General features: G+C 66.5%; 12 protein-coding genes. 4 read left to right on the forward strand and 8 right to left on the reverse strand.

The genetic code is table 11. The features are described from left to right. Positions 1-256 precede the first annotated feature (256 nt). The gene (locus P0086_RS15545; protein WP_112600223.1) at positions 257-1039 is read right to left on the reverse strand and encodes an ABC transporter substrate-binding protein; all 783 of its coding nucleotides are present in this window, start codon (positions 1037-1039) and stop codon (positions 257-259) included. Between the two features lie 361 nt (positions 1040-1400). Here P0086_RS15545 and P0086_RS15550 point away from each other — a divergent pair, with 361 nt between their 5' ends. Next, the gene (locus tag P0086_RS15550; RefSeq protein ID WP_162714731.1) at positions 1401-3410 is read left to right on the forward strand and encodes an OmpA family protein; all 2010 of its coding nucleotides are present in this window, start codon (positions 1401-1403) and stop codon (positions 3408-3410) included. A 63-nt stretch (positions 3411-3473) separates the two neighbouring features. Here the strand turns inward: P0086_RS15550 and P0086_RS15555 are convergent, their stop codons facing one another. The 4 genes from P0086_RS15555 to P0086_RS15570 form a co-directional block, all read right to left on the reverse strand. Continuing rightward, complete coding sequence (locus P0086_RS15555) at positions 3474-3839, reverse strand: hypothetical protein (protein ID WP_112609852.1); 366 nt, start codon at positions 3837-3839, stop codon at positions 3474-3476. A 4-nt stretch (positions 3840-3843) separates the two neighbouring features. Further along, positions 3844-4389: a molybdopterin-guanine dinucleotide biosynthesis protein B gene (gene mobB / locus P0086_RS15560; protein ID WP_275787145.1), complete on the reverse strand. Its 546-nt coding sequence runs from the start codon at positions 4387-4389 to the stop codon at positions 3844-3846. Further along, positions 4386-5036, reverse strand: a complete 651-nt coding sequence (gene mobA, locus P0086_RS15565; protein ID WP_275787511.1) for a molybdenum cofactor guanylyltransferase MobA — start codon at positions 5034-5036, stop codon at positions 4386-4388. The genes mobB and mobA overlap by 4 nt, the downstream gene beginning before the upstream one ends. Positions 5037-5175: 139 nt before the next feature. Then, positions 5176-6081 (reverse strand): DMT family transporter, encoded by a 906-nt coding sequence (locus P0086_RS15570; RefSeq protein ID WP_275787148.1) that lies wholly within the window; start codon positions 6079-6081, stop codon positions 5176-5178. Positions 6082-6413: 332 nt separating this feature from the next. Between P0086_RS15570 and P0086_RS15575 the strand changes: the two genes are divergently transcribed. Continuing rightward, positions 6414-8945, forward strand: a complete 2532-nt coding sequence (locus tag P0086_RS15575; RefSeq protein ID WP_275787150.1) for a methyl-accepting chemotaxis protein — start codon at positions 6414-6416, stop codon at positions 8943-8945. A 215-nt stretch (positions 8946-9160) separates the two neighbouring features. Here P0086_RS15575 and moaA read toward each other — a convergent pair whose 3' ends face one another. Continuing rightward, complete coding sequence (gene moaA, locus P0086_RS15580; protein WP_275787513.1) at positions 9161-10186, reverse strand: GTP 3',8-cyclase MoaA; 1026 nt, start codon at positions 10184-10186, stop codon at positions 9161-9163. Positions 10187-10349: 163 nt separating this feature from the next. Between moaA and P0086_RS15585 the strand changes: the two genes are divergently transcribed. Then, on the forward strand, positions 10350-10724 hold the full coding sequence (locus P0086_RS15585; protein WP_112615484.1) for a DUF971 domain-containing protein: 375 nt from the start codon (positions 10350-10352) through the stop codon (positions 10722-10724). Between the two features lie 90 nt (positions 10725-10814). After that, a complete protein-coding gene (locus tag P0086_RS15590) occupies positions 10815-11423 on the forward strand; it encodes a pyridoxamine 5'-phosphate oxidase family protein (RefSeq protein ID WP_112600215.1) in 609 nt (202 codons plus the stop codon). A gap of 314 nt (positions 11424-11737) precedes the next feature. Here P0086_RS15590 and P0086_RS15595 read toward each other — a convergent pair whose 3' ends face one another. After that, positions 11738-12808 carry a GGDEF domain-containing protein gene (locus tag P0086_RS15595; RefSeq protein WP_112609860.1) on the reverse strand — a complete coding sequence of 357 codons (1071 nt, stop codon included), beginning with the start codon at positions 12806-12808 and terminating at the stop codon, positions 11738-11740. Positions 12809-12966: 158 nt separating this feature from the next. Further along, positions 12967-14358 (reverse strand): class II fumarate hydratase, encoded by a 1392-nt coding sequence (gene fumC / locus P0086_RS15600; protein WP_112600213.1) that lies wholly within the window; start codon positions 14356-14358, stop codon positions 12967-12969. Between the last annotated feature and the right edge of the window lie 114 nt (positions 14359-14472).

Below are 14472 nucleotides of genomic sequence, written 5' to 3' on the forward strand. Positions count from 1 at the left end.
GAACCGGCAACGAGCCATGGGACCGCGGCGCCGCCTGTGTGCATGGCGCGGTGCGGCGCGTCGGGCAGCATGCATCGGTCGCGAGATTGCGGCATCTGCGACAGGCCGCCGGCCCGCATCTCGCAGGTCCCTGCCGCAAGGCCCGCCGATAGCGGTGGCGTCTTGCGACAGGGAGGATTTCGGTCAGGGGGCCGGCAAGCCCCCCTGACGAAGCATCGCGCGATCGGCCGGGAATGCGGCCGATCGGCCTTGGGCCTTATTCGCCGTAGACGTCGAAGGGGAAGTACTTGGCGTTGATTTCCTGGTACTTGCCGTTTTCGCGGATGTCGGCGATCGCCTTGGTGAACTTGTCGGCCAGCGCCGTCTCGCCCTTGCGGACGGCGATGCCGGCGCCTTCGCCGTTGATGACCGGATCGATCGGCAGGGTGCCGAGCAGCTTGCAGCAGGCGCCGTCTGCCGTCTTCAGCCACTCCGAAAGCACCACGACGTCGTCGATCACGCCGTCGATGCGGCCGTTGGCGATGTCGAGCTTGTACTCGTCGGCGGTCGGGTAGAGCTTCAGCTCCGCATCCTTCATATGCGCTTCGGCATAGTTGGAATGGGTCGTGGACGACTGTGCGCCGAGCGTCTTGCCGGCGAGCGCCTCGGGCGTGGCGGCGGTGATGTCGGAATCCTTCGGCACGACGATGGCCGGCGGGGTGTTGTAGTACTTGGCCGAGAAGTCGACCTTCTGCTTGCGCTCCTCGGTGATCGACATCGACGCGATGATGGCGTCGAACTTCTTGGCCTCGAGCGCGGGGATGATGCCGTCCCAGTCCTGCGTGACGAAGGTGCATTCGGCCTTCATCTGCTCGCAGAGCGCCTTGGCGATGTCGATGTCGAAGCCGGTGAGCGTGCCGTCGGCCTCGAGATTGTTGAAGGGCGGGTAGGCGCCTTCGGTGCCGATGACGATCTTTTCACCATCGGCCATTGCGGCGCCGGCCATCAGCGTGAAGACGGCAGCGGATGCGGCCATGGTGAGACGTTTGGAAATGCGCATTGAGATCCTCTCTGTTTGTTCATGCCGGCCGGGTTTCTTGTGGTTCTGCCGGCGCTCGGCGGACACGGGTTTCCGCTTGCCGCGATAATCGCCAGCTTTTTGGGCAAAAATCAACGGGCAATCCGCCGCGGCGCGCGGGCAGCGAGAGCGGCGGCTGTGGATTGCGGAACTATCGGCCTGGACAGGCGTTGACGTGTCCCGGAGGTGAACGCGGGTTCAACGGGACGTTCACGGGAAGTTCAGGCGAAGGCCGATATCGTTGAATATCAAGACGCTAACCGTTGCGGTTGAAACACAAAATCGCCCCGAATGGTTGGTTGACCCCTCGCCAATGAGGAAACGCGACAACAAGGAATAGATCATGGGTAATCGAGCCAAACTGCTTGCCACGGTGGCACTGCCGATCGTTTCGATCATCTGGCAGCCTGCCGACGCAGCCGCCTTCCGCGCGACGCTGCAGCCCGTCGATGCCGCAGGCGGCGTGATCCTCGCCCAGTCGAACGACAACGGCGACAGCGAAGAGGAACTGCGCCGCAAGCGCCGCGAGCAGCGCGAGCAGGAGCGCCAGGAGGGCGGGTCCGACCGCAACAAGGAACGTCAGGAGCGCCAGTCCGATCGGAACAAGGAGCGCCAGGAACGGCAGTCCGACCGCAATCAGGAACAGCAGGAGCGCCAGTCCGACCGCAACAAGGAGCGCCAGGAGCGCCAATCCGACCGCAATCGCGAGCAGCAGGAGCGGCAGTCGGACCGCAACCGCGAACAGCAGGAACGCCAGTCCGATCGCAACAAGGAACGGCAGGAGCGGCAGTCGGAAGGCAATCAGAAGCAGCAGCAGGAGCAGAAGTCCGACCGCCAGCGCGAGCAGCAGGAGCGCCAGTCCGACCGCAACAAGGAACGCCAGGAACGGCAGTCGGACCGCAATCGCGAGCAACAGGAGCGTCAGTCCGATCGCAATCAGGAGCAGCAGGAGCGGCAATCCGACCGGAACAAGGAGCGTCAGGAACGGCAGTCTGACCGCAACCAGGAACAGCAGGAACGCCAGTCCGACCGCGCGAAGCAACAGCAGGAGCGCAAGTCCGAGCAGGCGAAGGAGCGGCAGGACGGGCAGACCGACCGTGAGCGCGCCCGCGAGGAGCGTCGCAAGAAGGCCGAATCCGACCGCGAACGGCGTGCGGACGAGGAGAACCGCCAGCGTCCCCGCCGCGAGCGCGATGCCGAGCGCGAGCGGATCGCCCGCGATCCTTCCAAGACGACCGAGACGATCGACCTTCCGGTGGTCGGCGGCGCGGCCGTGCTCGACAGCGACAAGGACGCCGATCGCCGCGGCGGATCGCGCGAGGAGAGCCGCAGGAAGCGCGAGGAGGAGCGTCGCAAGGCCAGCGTGCGCGTACCGCGGTCGGATGCCGACGCTCAGGTCGACCGTGACGGCAACCGCCGCCGCTACGACCGCCACGAATCGATCGACCGCGAGCGCGGCGAGCGGCGCGACCGGCGGCCGGACTACCGCGATCCCGACAATGTCCGGATCGGCCGGCGCGAGGACAACCGCGTGATCTACAACATCGACAACCGCACCTTCGTGCGCCACTACGACAGCGACCGCCTGTCGCGCCGCGGCGGCAACACGTACTACGAGACGCTGCGCGACGGACGGATCCGCGAGACGATCGAGCGCCCCGGCGGCGTCCGCGTCGTGACGATCCGCAACGACTACGGCGAGGTCATCCAGCGCTCGCGCTTCGTCGGCGACCGGGAGTACGTGCTCTACTACGTGCCGGAGGTCGACTACGTCTACGACCGGCCGTTCTACGATCCGGGCCTCGACCTGCCGCCGATGCGCCTGAGCGTGCCCGTCGACGAGTACATCATCGACACCTCCTCCGGCTATGACCGCGACTATCGCGAGTTCCTCGATCTGCCGCCGGTGGAGCCGGTCGAACGGGTCTACACGCTCGACGAGGTGAAGTATTCGGCCCGCATCCGCGACAAGGTGCGCCGTATCGACCTCGACACGATCACCTTCGCCACCGGCAGCGCCGAGATCTCGATGGAGCAGGCCTCGACGCTGCGCCAGGTCGCCGACGCGATCAACGAGCTTCTGGACGAGGATCCGAGCGAGACCTTCCTGATCGAGGGCCACACCGATGCGGTGGGCTCCGACGATTCGAACCTGATCCTCTCCGACGAGCGGGCCGAATCGGTCGCAAACGTCCTGACGGACGTCTACGACATCCCGCCGGAGAACCTGTCGACCCAGGGCTATGGCGAGCGCTACCTCAAGGTCGCCACCGACGGCCCCGAGCAGCTCAACCGCCGTGTCACCATCCGCCGCGTCACCCCGCTGGTGAAGCCGGTCGCCTCGGCCGAGTGAGGCAGCGGACGCACAGAACTTGGAGGCCGCCGCAGCGATCCGGCGGCCTTTCGGCGAAGTCACTCAGGCGCCTAGGGTGAAATTGATCCTGACAAATGGAAGCCAACGGTCTTCGATGATCGCCTGAAGGTCCAAAGTGGCGACGTCGTTCCGGGTGCAATCGGAGTTGCCGGATCCCCCGATCACCGAACCGGATCCATCGCGGGTCGGTATCACTCCGATCCAGTATCCGGGGGCGAGGCATGGTTGGCCGGACCTGTCCCAGCCATGATCGACCAGCCACAGTTCCCATCCCAGAACAGCCACGTCATCTGCGTCGCAGGCATCAAGGAATGCCGTGGCATCGATCAGCAGGACTCCGAGTTCGCCATTGGTCGCGCGAAATGATCTGGCGAGAAGATCGGCGGACAATGAGGGCGGAAACAACATGGTGCTACCGCTCGAGATCAGGCGCGAATTTCTTCCGGTCTAACCCCACCGTAGACAGTACGAAGTCGGCGATCGCATCCGTGTCGTCGAGATCGAAGACCGGCAGTGCGGTGTCCGTGACGGGGTGATCGGCGGCGATCGCGACGATGTGGGGGTCCTCCGGCGAGAGCGGCGTGCGGTTGACCGATTCCAGCCGCCGCGCCTCGATCTTGGGGATCGGCTCGCGCTTGTAGCCTTCGATCAGCACCAGGTCGCAGGGCGCGATCCGCGCCAGGATTTCCTCGAAGCTCGGCTCGGGCGCACCGCGCAGCTCGTGCATGATGGCAAAGCGCGTTCCCGAGACGATCGTCACCTCGTGCGCGCCCGCCTGGCGGTGGCGGTAGCTGTCGGCGCCGACCTTGTCGATGTCGAAATCGTGGTGGGCGTGCTTGATCGTCGAGACGACGAAGCCGCGCGACACCAGCGTCTCGACGAGGCGCACGGCGAGACCGGTCTTGCCGGAGTTCTTCCAGCCGGCGATGCCGAAGATGCGGGGCGGGGATGTCGTCATCGGGAAAGTGTCCTGAGCCAGAATTCCGCCCGTTCCAGATCGGCGGGCGTGTTGACGTTGAAGAACGGATCGAGCGGCCCCTCGGCCGTCTCGCAGTCGGCAAAGGCGACGGCCCGGGCCTCGTGCCGCGCGAGCCAGCTGCGCAGGCGGAGCGTATCCGCGCTCAGCATCCAGTGGGCGAGATCGTCGGCGAGGGCGACCGGCCAGAGCGCGAAGACGGGGTGGGCGCCGCCCGAGGAGGTGGCGAAGGCGATGTCCTCCGGGCCACGCGCCGCCTCGCTCAGCCGGGCGACGAGGGATGCCGGGAAGAAGGGGCTGTCGGTCGGCACCGTTGCGACATGGGAGGCGGCCGGATGGGCGCGACGGGCATGCCGCAGCGTTGCGAGCACGCCGCCGATCGGCCCGGACCGGACGCCGTCCGGGTCGCCGAGGAGCGGCAGGCCCAGCGCCCGGAGCTCCGGAGCGTTCGGGTCGTTCGTGCTGATCGCAAGCGCGCACACCTGCGGTTCGAGGCGGCGCAGCGCGCGCTCGACGAGCGGCACGCCGCCGAGCGGGATACGGGCCTTGTCGGCGCCCATGCGGCTGGACAGGCCGCCCGCGAGCACGACGCCGGGAATGGCGAGGCCGGGGGCGGCGGGCGTGGCGATGGCGGCAGTGGCGTTGGCGTTCGGCTTCTCTGTCACGGCGGCGCGGACCCGGCTAACTGTTTGATCTTTCCGATCTTAGACCCGATTTCTACCGTTTCAACGCCCGCCCACGGTCATCCGCCCGGCAACATTGCCGCAGTCAGGGTCCCTTGGCCGCCGACGTCTGGGCGAACTGTTCGGCGCGCTTGCGGTTTTCCCGGTTGAAGGCATAGAGCCCCGAGGCGACGATCACCGCCACGCCGACGCACATCCAGAAATCCGGGATGTCGCCGAAGAAGACGATGCCGATGCCGATGGCCCAGATCAGGCTCGTGTAGCGCAGCGGCGCGACGAAGGAAATCTCGCCGGCCCGCATCGCAAAGACGATGCACTGGTAGCCGATCAGCAGCGCGACGCTGGAAAAGCAGAGCCGCACGAACACGTCCGCATCCATCGGCCGCCAGCCGCCCAGGGGCACGATCATCAGCGCGCCGAACAGGGTGATGGCGAGGGCCGTGACCACGGTGATCAGCGTCGCCGGGATCTCCGGATCGATACGGCGCGTCAGGAGATCGCGGGTGGCGGCGCAGATGACGGCGCCGATCACGAAGACGGCACCGATCGAAAACCCCTCCGGGCCGGGCCGGATCACGATCAGCACGCCGGCGAACCCGCAGATGATCGCCAGCCACCGCCGCCAGCCGACGGTCTCGCCGAGGAACAGCACGGCCCCGAGCGTCACCGCCAGCGGCAGCGACAGCAGGATGGCGGCGGTGTTGGCGAGCGGCAGCAGGCCGAGCGCCATGATGTAGGTGAGGGCGGCGCCCACCTCGGCCATGGCCCGCACCAGCACCTTGCGGTCCGGCAGCACCCGTCGCCAGAATTGCGCCCGCGCCGGCCAGGCGAGCGCGATGATCATGCAGGACGTGAGCAGCCCGCGGACGAACATGATCTGTCCCGGGTTCATCGCGCCGGTGACCGACTTCACCAGCGCGTCGTTGACGTTGAAGCTGGCCATGGCCAGCGCCATGAACAGCGCGCCCTTGTGATTTGCGGAGAATTTCATGCTGCGATTCCTGCGAGGTCCCACCGTGATAGCCGTGATGGCGGGCGGAAGCCAGTGCGGGTTTCGTGCGCGCTGCGGCCGGATCGGGCGCTGCGGCGTTCACGAAAAACGATAGTGCAGGATTGGCAATTCTTTAATCCTCGGCTCCTATCGTAACGTCACCCACAGGACCCATCGCATGATGCGACGGGTGGCGGGCGCGCGAGGGAAAGTTGCCGCGCCCTGCTGGTCCTGCCCTCGGTCCCGGCTGCGCCCGGACCCGGAGAGGCGGACACAGGCAGTCGGCCACCGGTCGGGTATGAGATGGACAAGAACAATACCCTGGGGAATCCATGTCCTTCATCGATCGCTTGCTGCAGCGCCGCCGTATCGTCACCAAGGTGCTGCTCTTCGTCGTTCCGCTCGTCATCCTGATCGCCGGCATCGGCCTCGTCGGTTTCTTCACCGCCCGCACCCTGAACGGTCACATGACGGTGACGCGCGAGACGATCAGCAGCCTGTCGGATTTCCAGTATCTCAGGACCGCGCTGCAGGAATTCGTCGACGCGCCGTCCGAGTCGGCGCGCACCGCGCTCGCCGAGCGCATCGATGCGCAGGACGAGGGCATCCACGCGCTGGACGCGCTGCTGCCGGATGCGGCCGAGAAGGAGAAGATCGCCTCCGTCGTCGCCCTGCCGCCGCAGATGCGCGCGCAGGCCGACACCCTGTGGGCCGTGCACGAGGAGCAGGGCCGGATCACCGCCGAACTCGAGGCGGCGCTCGCCGGCCTGACGGCCGAGGGACAGTTCGCCGAAAAGCAGATCGGCGTCATCCGCGGCGAATCCGACGAGAAGGAGAAGTTCGCCCGCACGCTCCTGTTCGACGCCGCCGCCTACCAGGGGCTCGCCGAACGGATCGGCAAGTTCCGCAAGCCGGTGGCGCTCGCCATGAAGGCGGAAGACAAGGTCAAGGCTGCGACCACCTACCTTCCCGCACTCGTCAAGCAGCTCGGCGAATCCGAGAAGATCGCCTCGCCCAAGGCGCTCGGCCAGTTCGTGCTGGTCAAGAACGAGATCGCCCAGATCGAGAAGGTGCTGGCCGGCAACGACGATGCCGAGACGAAGAAGCAGGCCTTCACGCCGATCCTGTCGAAGCTCTCCAAATACGACGCCGATTTCCTGAAGGCCGCCCAGCAGAATTCCGACATGGCCGCCAAGCGCTTCGTCAGCATGGACAACGAGATCGGGGTCCTGAAGACGCTGATCGCGCTGATGGGCGACACCTTCCTCCAGATCGACCGGACGCGGCTGCATATCAGCGAACTGCACCGCAAGCCCGAGGAGGCCGGCCGCGCGCTCGTGCTCGCCGACCTGGCCGCGGTCGAAAAGAGCGCAGCCGAGCTTTCCGGTCTCGGCGGCAGGAATGCCACGCTGCGGGATCTGGCCTCGAAGCTGAAGCCGCACCTGGCTGCGATCGAGCAGGGTTCGCAGGCGCTGATCGACGTCGACCAGCGCTGGCGGGAGGCGCGGGCAGGGGCCCGCACGCTGGTGGCCGATGCCAGCCAGACGCTCGAAGCCTTCGTCAGCAGCGCCCAGGAAGCCGGCAAGCGTGACAGCCAGCGCTCCGCCGACATCTCGATCATCGCCATGGTCGCGGGCACCCTGCTCGCCATCGTCGGCGGTCTCATGCTGGTCGAGACGCTGCGCGGGCCGCTGAAGCGCGTCACCGACGTGATGTCGCGGCTGGCCAGCGGCGACCTGGAGGTGTCGATCGACGGCCGCAACCGCGGCGACGAGATCGGCGACATGGTGCGCTCGGTCGCCGTGTTCCGCGATGCCGCGCTGGAGAACGTCAGGCTGGAGCAGGAGGCCGAGGCGCAGCGCGCGCAGACGGCCGCGGAACAGGCCCGCCGCGCGGCCGAGCAGGCCCGGATCGAAGCGGAGCAGATGGAGGCGCTGACCGCGCTCTCCGGCGTGCTCGGCAAGCTCGCCGAGGGCGACCTCGAGGAAAGCATGACGGAGGCGCTCGCGGCCGAATACGTGGCGATGGCCCGCACCTACAACAATGCCGTCGAGGCGCTGCGGGCGACGCTCGCCGACGTTCGCGCCACCACGCAGGAGATCAACGGCGGCACCGGCAACCTCGCCGCATCCGCCGACGACCTCGCGCGGCGCACCGAACAGCAGGCGGCGGCCCTCGAGGAGAGCTCGCGGGCGCTGCGCCAGCTGACCGACATCGTCCGCACGACGGCCGAGAGCGCCCAGCGTACGACCGCCTCCGTCGACGAGACGCACACCTATGCGATCAAGTCCGGCCAGGTGGTCGCCCAGGCCGTCGAGGCGATGGCGCAGATCAACCGCTCCTCCGAGAAGATCGGCACAATCATCGGCGTGATCGACGAGATCGCCTTCCAGACGAACCTCCTGGCGCTCAATGCCGGCGTCGAGGCCGCGCGCGCCGGCGAGGCGGGAAGGGGCTTTGCCGTCGTCGCCCAGGAGGTGCGCGAACTGGCCCAGCGCTGCGCGGGTGCGGCCCGCGAGATCAAGGGGCTGATCTCCGACAGCTCCGCCCAGGTCCGCAGCGGCGTTTCGCTGGTGGAGGAGACCGGCAAGGCGCTGACGGTGATCAACGAGCACATTTCCTCCATCCACGACCTCGTCGGCAATATCGAGAAGGCCGCCGCCGCCCAGTACGAGGGCCTGAACGAGGTCAACCAGGCGGTGCACCAGGTCGAGCTGATCACCCAGCAGAACGCGGCCATGGTGGAGGAGAACAACGCCGAGATCCACGGCCTGCGCAGCCGCGTCGAGCTCCTGAACCGCAAGATCGAGCGCTTCAGGACGGGCGGCTTCGAAAGCCGCTCGGACAGCTCCTACGCCGCCTGAAGGCGCGCCGGCGATGCCGCCGGCGGCACGCCCTTCGAGGGGCAAGAGTCTGGGCAGGAGGGAACCGGCTTCCCTCTTGCCCTTTTGTCTGTGTTCGCCTGTGAGAGATGCGCCGAGCGAATGCGAGGCGATGAGGGGAGACGGCGCGGCCGTGCAGCCACGTGCCCGTTCCCGGCCGGGGACCGGATCGATCGTTCAGAGGTGAGGCGTGCTGCTCAGCCGCCGGTGACGCTCATGTGGCGGGCGACGGCGGGGCGGTTGTTGCGGCCGATGATGAAGTCGTGGCCCTTGGGCTTGCGCCCGATCGCCTCGTCGATCGCCTGCGACAGCAGGGCGTCGTCCTCCGAGGCGCGCAGCGGCAGCCGTAGGTCGGCCGCGTCGTTCTGCCCGAGGCACATGTAGAGCGTGCCGGTGCAGGTCAGCCGCACCCGGTTGCAGCTTTCGCAGAAATTGTGCGTCATCGGCGTGATGAAGCCCAGCCGGCCGCCGGTCTCGGCGACCGTGACGTAGCGGGCGGGACCGCCGGTGCGGTAGTCGTTGTCGGCGAGCGTGAACTCTTCGGCAAGGCGCGCGCGCATCTCCGACAGCGGCAGGTAATGCTCGGTGCGGTCCTCGTCGATTTCGCCCATCGGCATCGTCTCGATCAGCGTCAGGTCCATGCCGCGCCCGTGCGCCCAGCGCAGCATCTCGGGGATCTCGCGGTCGTTGAAGTCCTTCAGCGCCACGGCATTGAGCTTGACCTTGAGGCCGGCCGCCTGGGCGGCATCGATGCCCGCCATCACCTTGGACAGATCGCCCCAGCGGGTGATGCTGCGGAACTTGTCGGCATCAAGGGTATCGAGCGAGACATTGATGCGGTGGACGCCGCAGTCGGCGAGTTCGGCGGCATGGCGGGCAAGCTGCGAACCGTTCGTCGTCAGCGTCAGCTCGTCGAGCACACCCGTCTCGACATGGCGGCCGAGCTTGCGCACCAGGAACATGATGTTCTTGCGCACCAGCGGTTCGCCGCCGGTCAGGCGCAGCTTGCGGACACCCTTGTGAATGAAGGCGGAACAGAGCCGGTCGAGCTCTTCCAGCGTCAGAAGGTCCTTCTTCGGCAGGAAGGTCATGTTCTCCGCCATGCAGTAGGTACAGCGGAAGTCGCAGCGGTCGGTGACGGAGACCCGAAGATAGGTGACGGCGCGGCCGAACGGATCGATCATCGGCGCGTCCGATCTGCCGAGCGCCGTTGCCCTGTCCATCGTTCCTACGATACTGTTCACGTCTATCCTCTTGAATTGCCGGGAATGTGGGCCCCTTGCAGCAAGCCGTCAAGGGGCTGATGTCCGGATCAAGCGAAGTTGAGGCTTGCCTCGGCCGGCGACCGGTCCTAGTGCTTCCGAAAAAGCGGCGGAGAGACCAACGATGAGCGAATACTGGCCGACCGAGTTGCGGGTATCGCCGGACCGGCAGCGACTGACTGTCGCATTCGACGACGGGCAGCGCTTCGAGCTGTCGGCGGAGATGCTGCGGGTGCTGTCGCCGTCGGCGGAGGTCCAGGGTCACGGTCCCGGGCAGCGGGTCACCGTACCGGGAAAGCGCAACGTCGCCATCATCTCGGTGACGCCGACCGGGAACTACGCCGTACGCATCGGCTTCGACGATTTCCACGATACCGGGATCTACACATGGGCCTACCTGCGCGAGCTCGGCGAGAAGGGCGGCGAGCTCTTCGCGGCCTATGAGCGCGAGCTTGCCGAGAAGGGCATGACGCGGGACCGCTCGGAGAAGCCGCGCTAGGGTCATCTCGATTTGCGTCGATATCAGGTGTCACGCAACCGTCACGGCGATGTGCGAACGACGCCGGCGTCCAATCAGCGAGGGATTTTCATGACCGTCGTGACCTCCGTCGAAGAGCTCAACCGCCTCTATGGCGAACCGGGCGAGGCGTCGCTCGTCAAGGTGACCGATTTCCTCCTGCCCGAGTACCGGGCGATGATCGAGGCCTCGCCGTTCATGACGCTTGCGACCGTCGGGCCGGAAGGACTGGACTGCTCGCCGCGCGGCGATGCCGGCACCGTCGTCCACATCGAGGACGAGCGGACGCTGATGCTGCCCGACTGGCGCGGCAACAACCGCATCGATTCGCTCTCGAACATCGTGCGCGATCCGCGCGTGGCGATGCTCTTCCTCGTGCCCGGCTCCAACACGACCATCAGGCTCAACGGCCGCGCCGTCGTCCGCATCGACGACGCGCTGACGTCGCGGTTCGAGATGGACGGCCGTCATCCGCGTTCCGTCGTGGTGATCACGATCGAGGAGGTCTATTCCCAGTGCGCCCGCGCCGTCATCCGCGCCGACCTGTGGAATGCCGAGAAATTCCGCGATCCGAAGAGCCTGCCGACCGTCGGTGAGATGCTGGCCTCGGCCAAGCAGGGCTTCGACGGCAAGGCCTACGACCGCGAATGGCCGGCCCGGGCGGCAAAGACGATGTGGTGAGGAGAGCCGTTGCGGTCGCGCACAGGCATGGCCTGGAACGCGTGCCTCCGGCGATCTCCGTTGCCGGCTCGTCCGGAGGCACGCACCCAGGCCCCCACCTGATTGGTGAAGCGCTTCTCGAAAGGTGCCGCAACGCTTGGGAGGATCCGCGCGGTACCCTGAACGGCGAGCGCAGTGTCGGCGCAAAAATTCGCGCGCGCTGTTACCGGGGGAACAGGCGGCAGGAAAAGAAAACGGCGCCGGAAGGCGCCGTGGAGTTCCCGAGGGAAGTGTCGTCATGCAAGGACCGTGGCATGGCGCGCCCGGATGGCCGGCTACTTGCGATAGATGAGCCAGCTCTTGGAGAAGTCCTTCTTCATGCCGTCCTCGAAGGGCATGGTGCGGTTGCGCCCGCCGTTCTTGGCGCAGTAGAGCGCGATGTCGGCCTTGCTGTAGAGTTCCGCCGGGCCGTCCGCCTCGCTCGCCATGCACAGCCCGAGCGAGATCGTGATCGGCCCGTAGTTGACGCCCGTCTTGGAGTTCTTGAACGGGGTGTGCTCCAGCGTGGTGCGGACGCGCTCGGCGATCGTCATCACCTCTTCCTGGTTGTTGCCCTCGACGATCATCGCGAACTCCTCGCCGCCGGTGCGGGCGATGAAGATGTCCTTGCGCACGCTGGCGCGGATGATGCTGCCGACCGACGCCAGGATCTTGTCTCCGACCGGGTGGCCGTAGGTGTCGTTGATCTTCTTGAAGTGGTCGATGTCGGCCAGCACCAGCGCTGTGACGTTGTGCAGCATCGCGTTGTCGTAGATCGCCGCGAGCCTGTCGTCGAAGGCGCGGCGGTTGGAGAGCTGCGTCAGCGAATCGGTGTTGGCGATGCGCTTGTACTCGTCGAGCTCGCGCCGGACGACGTCCATCTCGCGCGACCGCTGCGTGACGGTCTCCACCATCTCCTTGCCCTGGCTGATGGTGTCGCCGGTCGCCGCCGACAGCACGTTGATGGCGCCCCGGATGATCTCGGCGCTGGTGTTGTTCTTGTTGCTGATGCGGCTGTAGGTCTCGTCGAGCAGCTGGTTGTAGCTCTCCAGCGACGTCTGCTCCTGCCGCAGGAGCTGCAGCAGGCCCTCCAGCTGGTTGACGAGCTTGCTGTGGGCGCCGTCGATCGCCTCGGCCCGGTGATGGTGGCCGAAATACTGGCGGCCGATCTGATCGAGCTCCTCCTGCGAGGCCCTGTTGCCGAGGGCGGCGACCTCGCGCGTCAGCTTGGGGCTCGAACCGATATAGGCCTCGTAAAACAGCTCGTAGTTCCGCGGTATGGGGGCGACGCCCATGATGCGCATGGCATAAGCCACCTGCGCCGCGATGTCTGGCGCCTGCACTTTCTGCGCGATGGGAGTGTTCAACGCTAGCTCCTGTCGGGGTCGGCTTCTGATCAGTCAAATTAGTGAGAAATGATTTGGAAACGATTAACGATCTTATGATCGCCGGCGGGCGGACGACAGAAAAAAGGCCCCGCGGAAACGCCGCGGGGCCTGGACGAAACGATTGATTTTCAGGCGGTTCAGCCCGGCATGATCATCTTTTCGGGGCGGACCACCTCGTCGAACTCCTCGTTCGTGACGTAGCCGCCGCCGACGGCTTCCTCACGCAGCGTCGTGCCGTTCTTGTGGGCGGTCTTGGCGATCTTGGCGGCGTTGTCGTAGCCGATCTTCGGCGCCAGCGCCGTCACCAGCATCAGCGAACGCTCGAGCGCGGCCTTGATGTTGTCCTCGCGCGCCTCGATGCCGACGACGCAGTTGTCGGTGAAGGAGACGGCGGCGTCGGCGAGAAGCTGCACCGACTGCAGGAAATTGTAGGCCATCAGCGGATTGTAGACGTTCAGCTCGAAATGGCCCTGGCTGCCGGCGAAGGACAGCGAGGTCTGGTTGCCGAACACCTGGATGCAGACCTGCGTCAGCGCCTCGCACTGGGTCGGGTTGACCTTGCCGGGCATGATCGACGAGCCTGGCTCGTTTTCCGGCAGCGACAGTTCGCCGAGGCCGGAGCGCGGGCCGGAACCGAGCAGGCGAATGTCGTTGGCGATCTTGAAGAGGGCGGCGGCGGCGGAATTGATGGCGCCGTGGGCGAAGACCATCGAATCATGGGCGGCCAGCGCCTCGAACTTGTTCGGCGCGGTCTTGAAGTCGAGGCCGGTGATCTTCGAGATCTCCTCGGCGACCTTCTCGGCGAAGCCGACCGGCGCGTTCAGGCCGGTGCCGACGGCGGTCCCACCCTGCGCCAGCTCCATCAGGCCCGGCAGCGTCATCTCGATGCGCTTGATCGAGGAGGCGACCTGGGCGGCATAGCCGGAGAATTCCTGGCCGAGGGTGAGGGGGGTGGCGTCCTGCGTGTGCGTGCGGCCGATCTTGATGATGTGGTCGAACGCCTTGACCTTGGCCTCGAGGGCCTGGTGCAGGTGCTTCAGCGACGGCAGCAGGTGGTGGACGATGCGCTCGGCGCAGGCGACGTGCATGGCCGTCGGATAGGTGTCGTTCGACGACTGGCTCATGTTGACGTGGTCGTTGGGATGAACCGGCTTCTTGGAGCCCTTCTCGCCGCCGAGCATTTCGATCGCCCGGTTCGAGATCACTTCGTTGGCGTTCATGTTGGACTGCGTGCCGGAGCCCGTCTGCCAGACCACGAGCGGGAAGTGGTCGTCGAGCTTGCCGTCGATCACTTCCTGGGCGGCGGCGATGATCGCCTCGCCGAGCTTCGGATCGAGCCGGCCGAGCGCCATGTTGGCGCGGGCGGCGGCCTGCTTGACGATGCCGAGCGCGCGGACGACCGACAGCGGCTGCTTCTCCCATCCGATCTTGAAGTTGCCGAGCGAGCGTTGTGCCTGCGCACCCCAGTAGCGGCTGTTGTCGACCTCGATGGGGCCGAAGGTATCGGTTTCGGTACGCGTAGATGTCATTTCTCTTCCCGCCGTCAATCCATGCGCTCTCGGGTCGGCGACCGCCGCCGCATGGAAGCGGCCGTCGCCGGACGGCGCGCGGAAGATGGCGCCGTGCTCGAAATCCGGCGCATT

The sequence above is a fragment of the Mycoplana sp. MJR14 genome (genome assembly GCF_029210525.1).
Lineage (GTDB): Bacteria > Pseudomonadota > Alphaproteobacteria > Rhizobiales > Rhizobiaceae > Mycoplana.

Coding starts and splice junctions, on each gene's coding strand:
- P0086_RS15545 (WP_112600223.1), bottom strand. CDS start 1,039: ATGCGCATTTCCAAACGTCTCACCATGGCCGCATCCGCTGCCGTCTTC.
- P0086_RS15550 (WP_162714731.1), top strand. CDS start 1,401: ATGGGTAATCGAGCCAAACTGCTTGCCACGGTGGCACTGCCGATCGTT.
- P0086_RS15555 (WP_112609852.1), bottom strand. CDS start 3,839: ATGTTGTTTCCGCCCTCATTGTCCGCCGATCTTCTCGCCAGATCATTT.
- mobB (WP_275787145.1), bottom strand. CDS start 4,389: ATGACGACATCCCCGCCCCGCATCTTCGGCATCGCCGGCTGGAAGAAC.
- P0086_RS15570 (WP_275787148.1), bottom strand. CDS start 6,081: ATGAAATTCTCCGCAAATCACAAGGGCGCGCTGTTCATGGCGCTGGCC.
- P0086_RS15575 (WP_275787150.1), top strand. CDS start 6,414: ATGTCCTTCATCGATCGCTTGCTGCAGCGCCGCCGTATCGTCACCAAG.
- moaA (WP_275787513.1), bottom strand. CDS start 10,186: ATGGACAGGGCAACGGCGCTCGGCAGATCGGACGCGCCGATGATCGAT.
- P0086_RS15585 (WP_112615484.1), top strand. CDS start 10,350: ATGAGCGAATACTGGCCGACCGAGTTGCGGGTATCGCCGGACCGGCAG.
- P0086_RS15590 (WP_112600215.1), top strand. CDS start 10,815: ATGACCGTCGTGACCTCCGTCGAAGAGCTCAACCGCCTCTATGGCGAA.
- fumC (WP_112600213.1), bottom strand. CDS start 14,358: ATGACATCTACGCGTACCGAAACCGATACCTTCGGCCCCATCGAGGTC.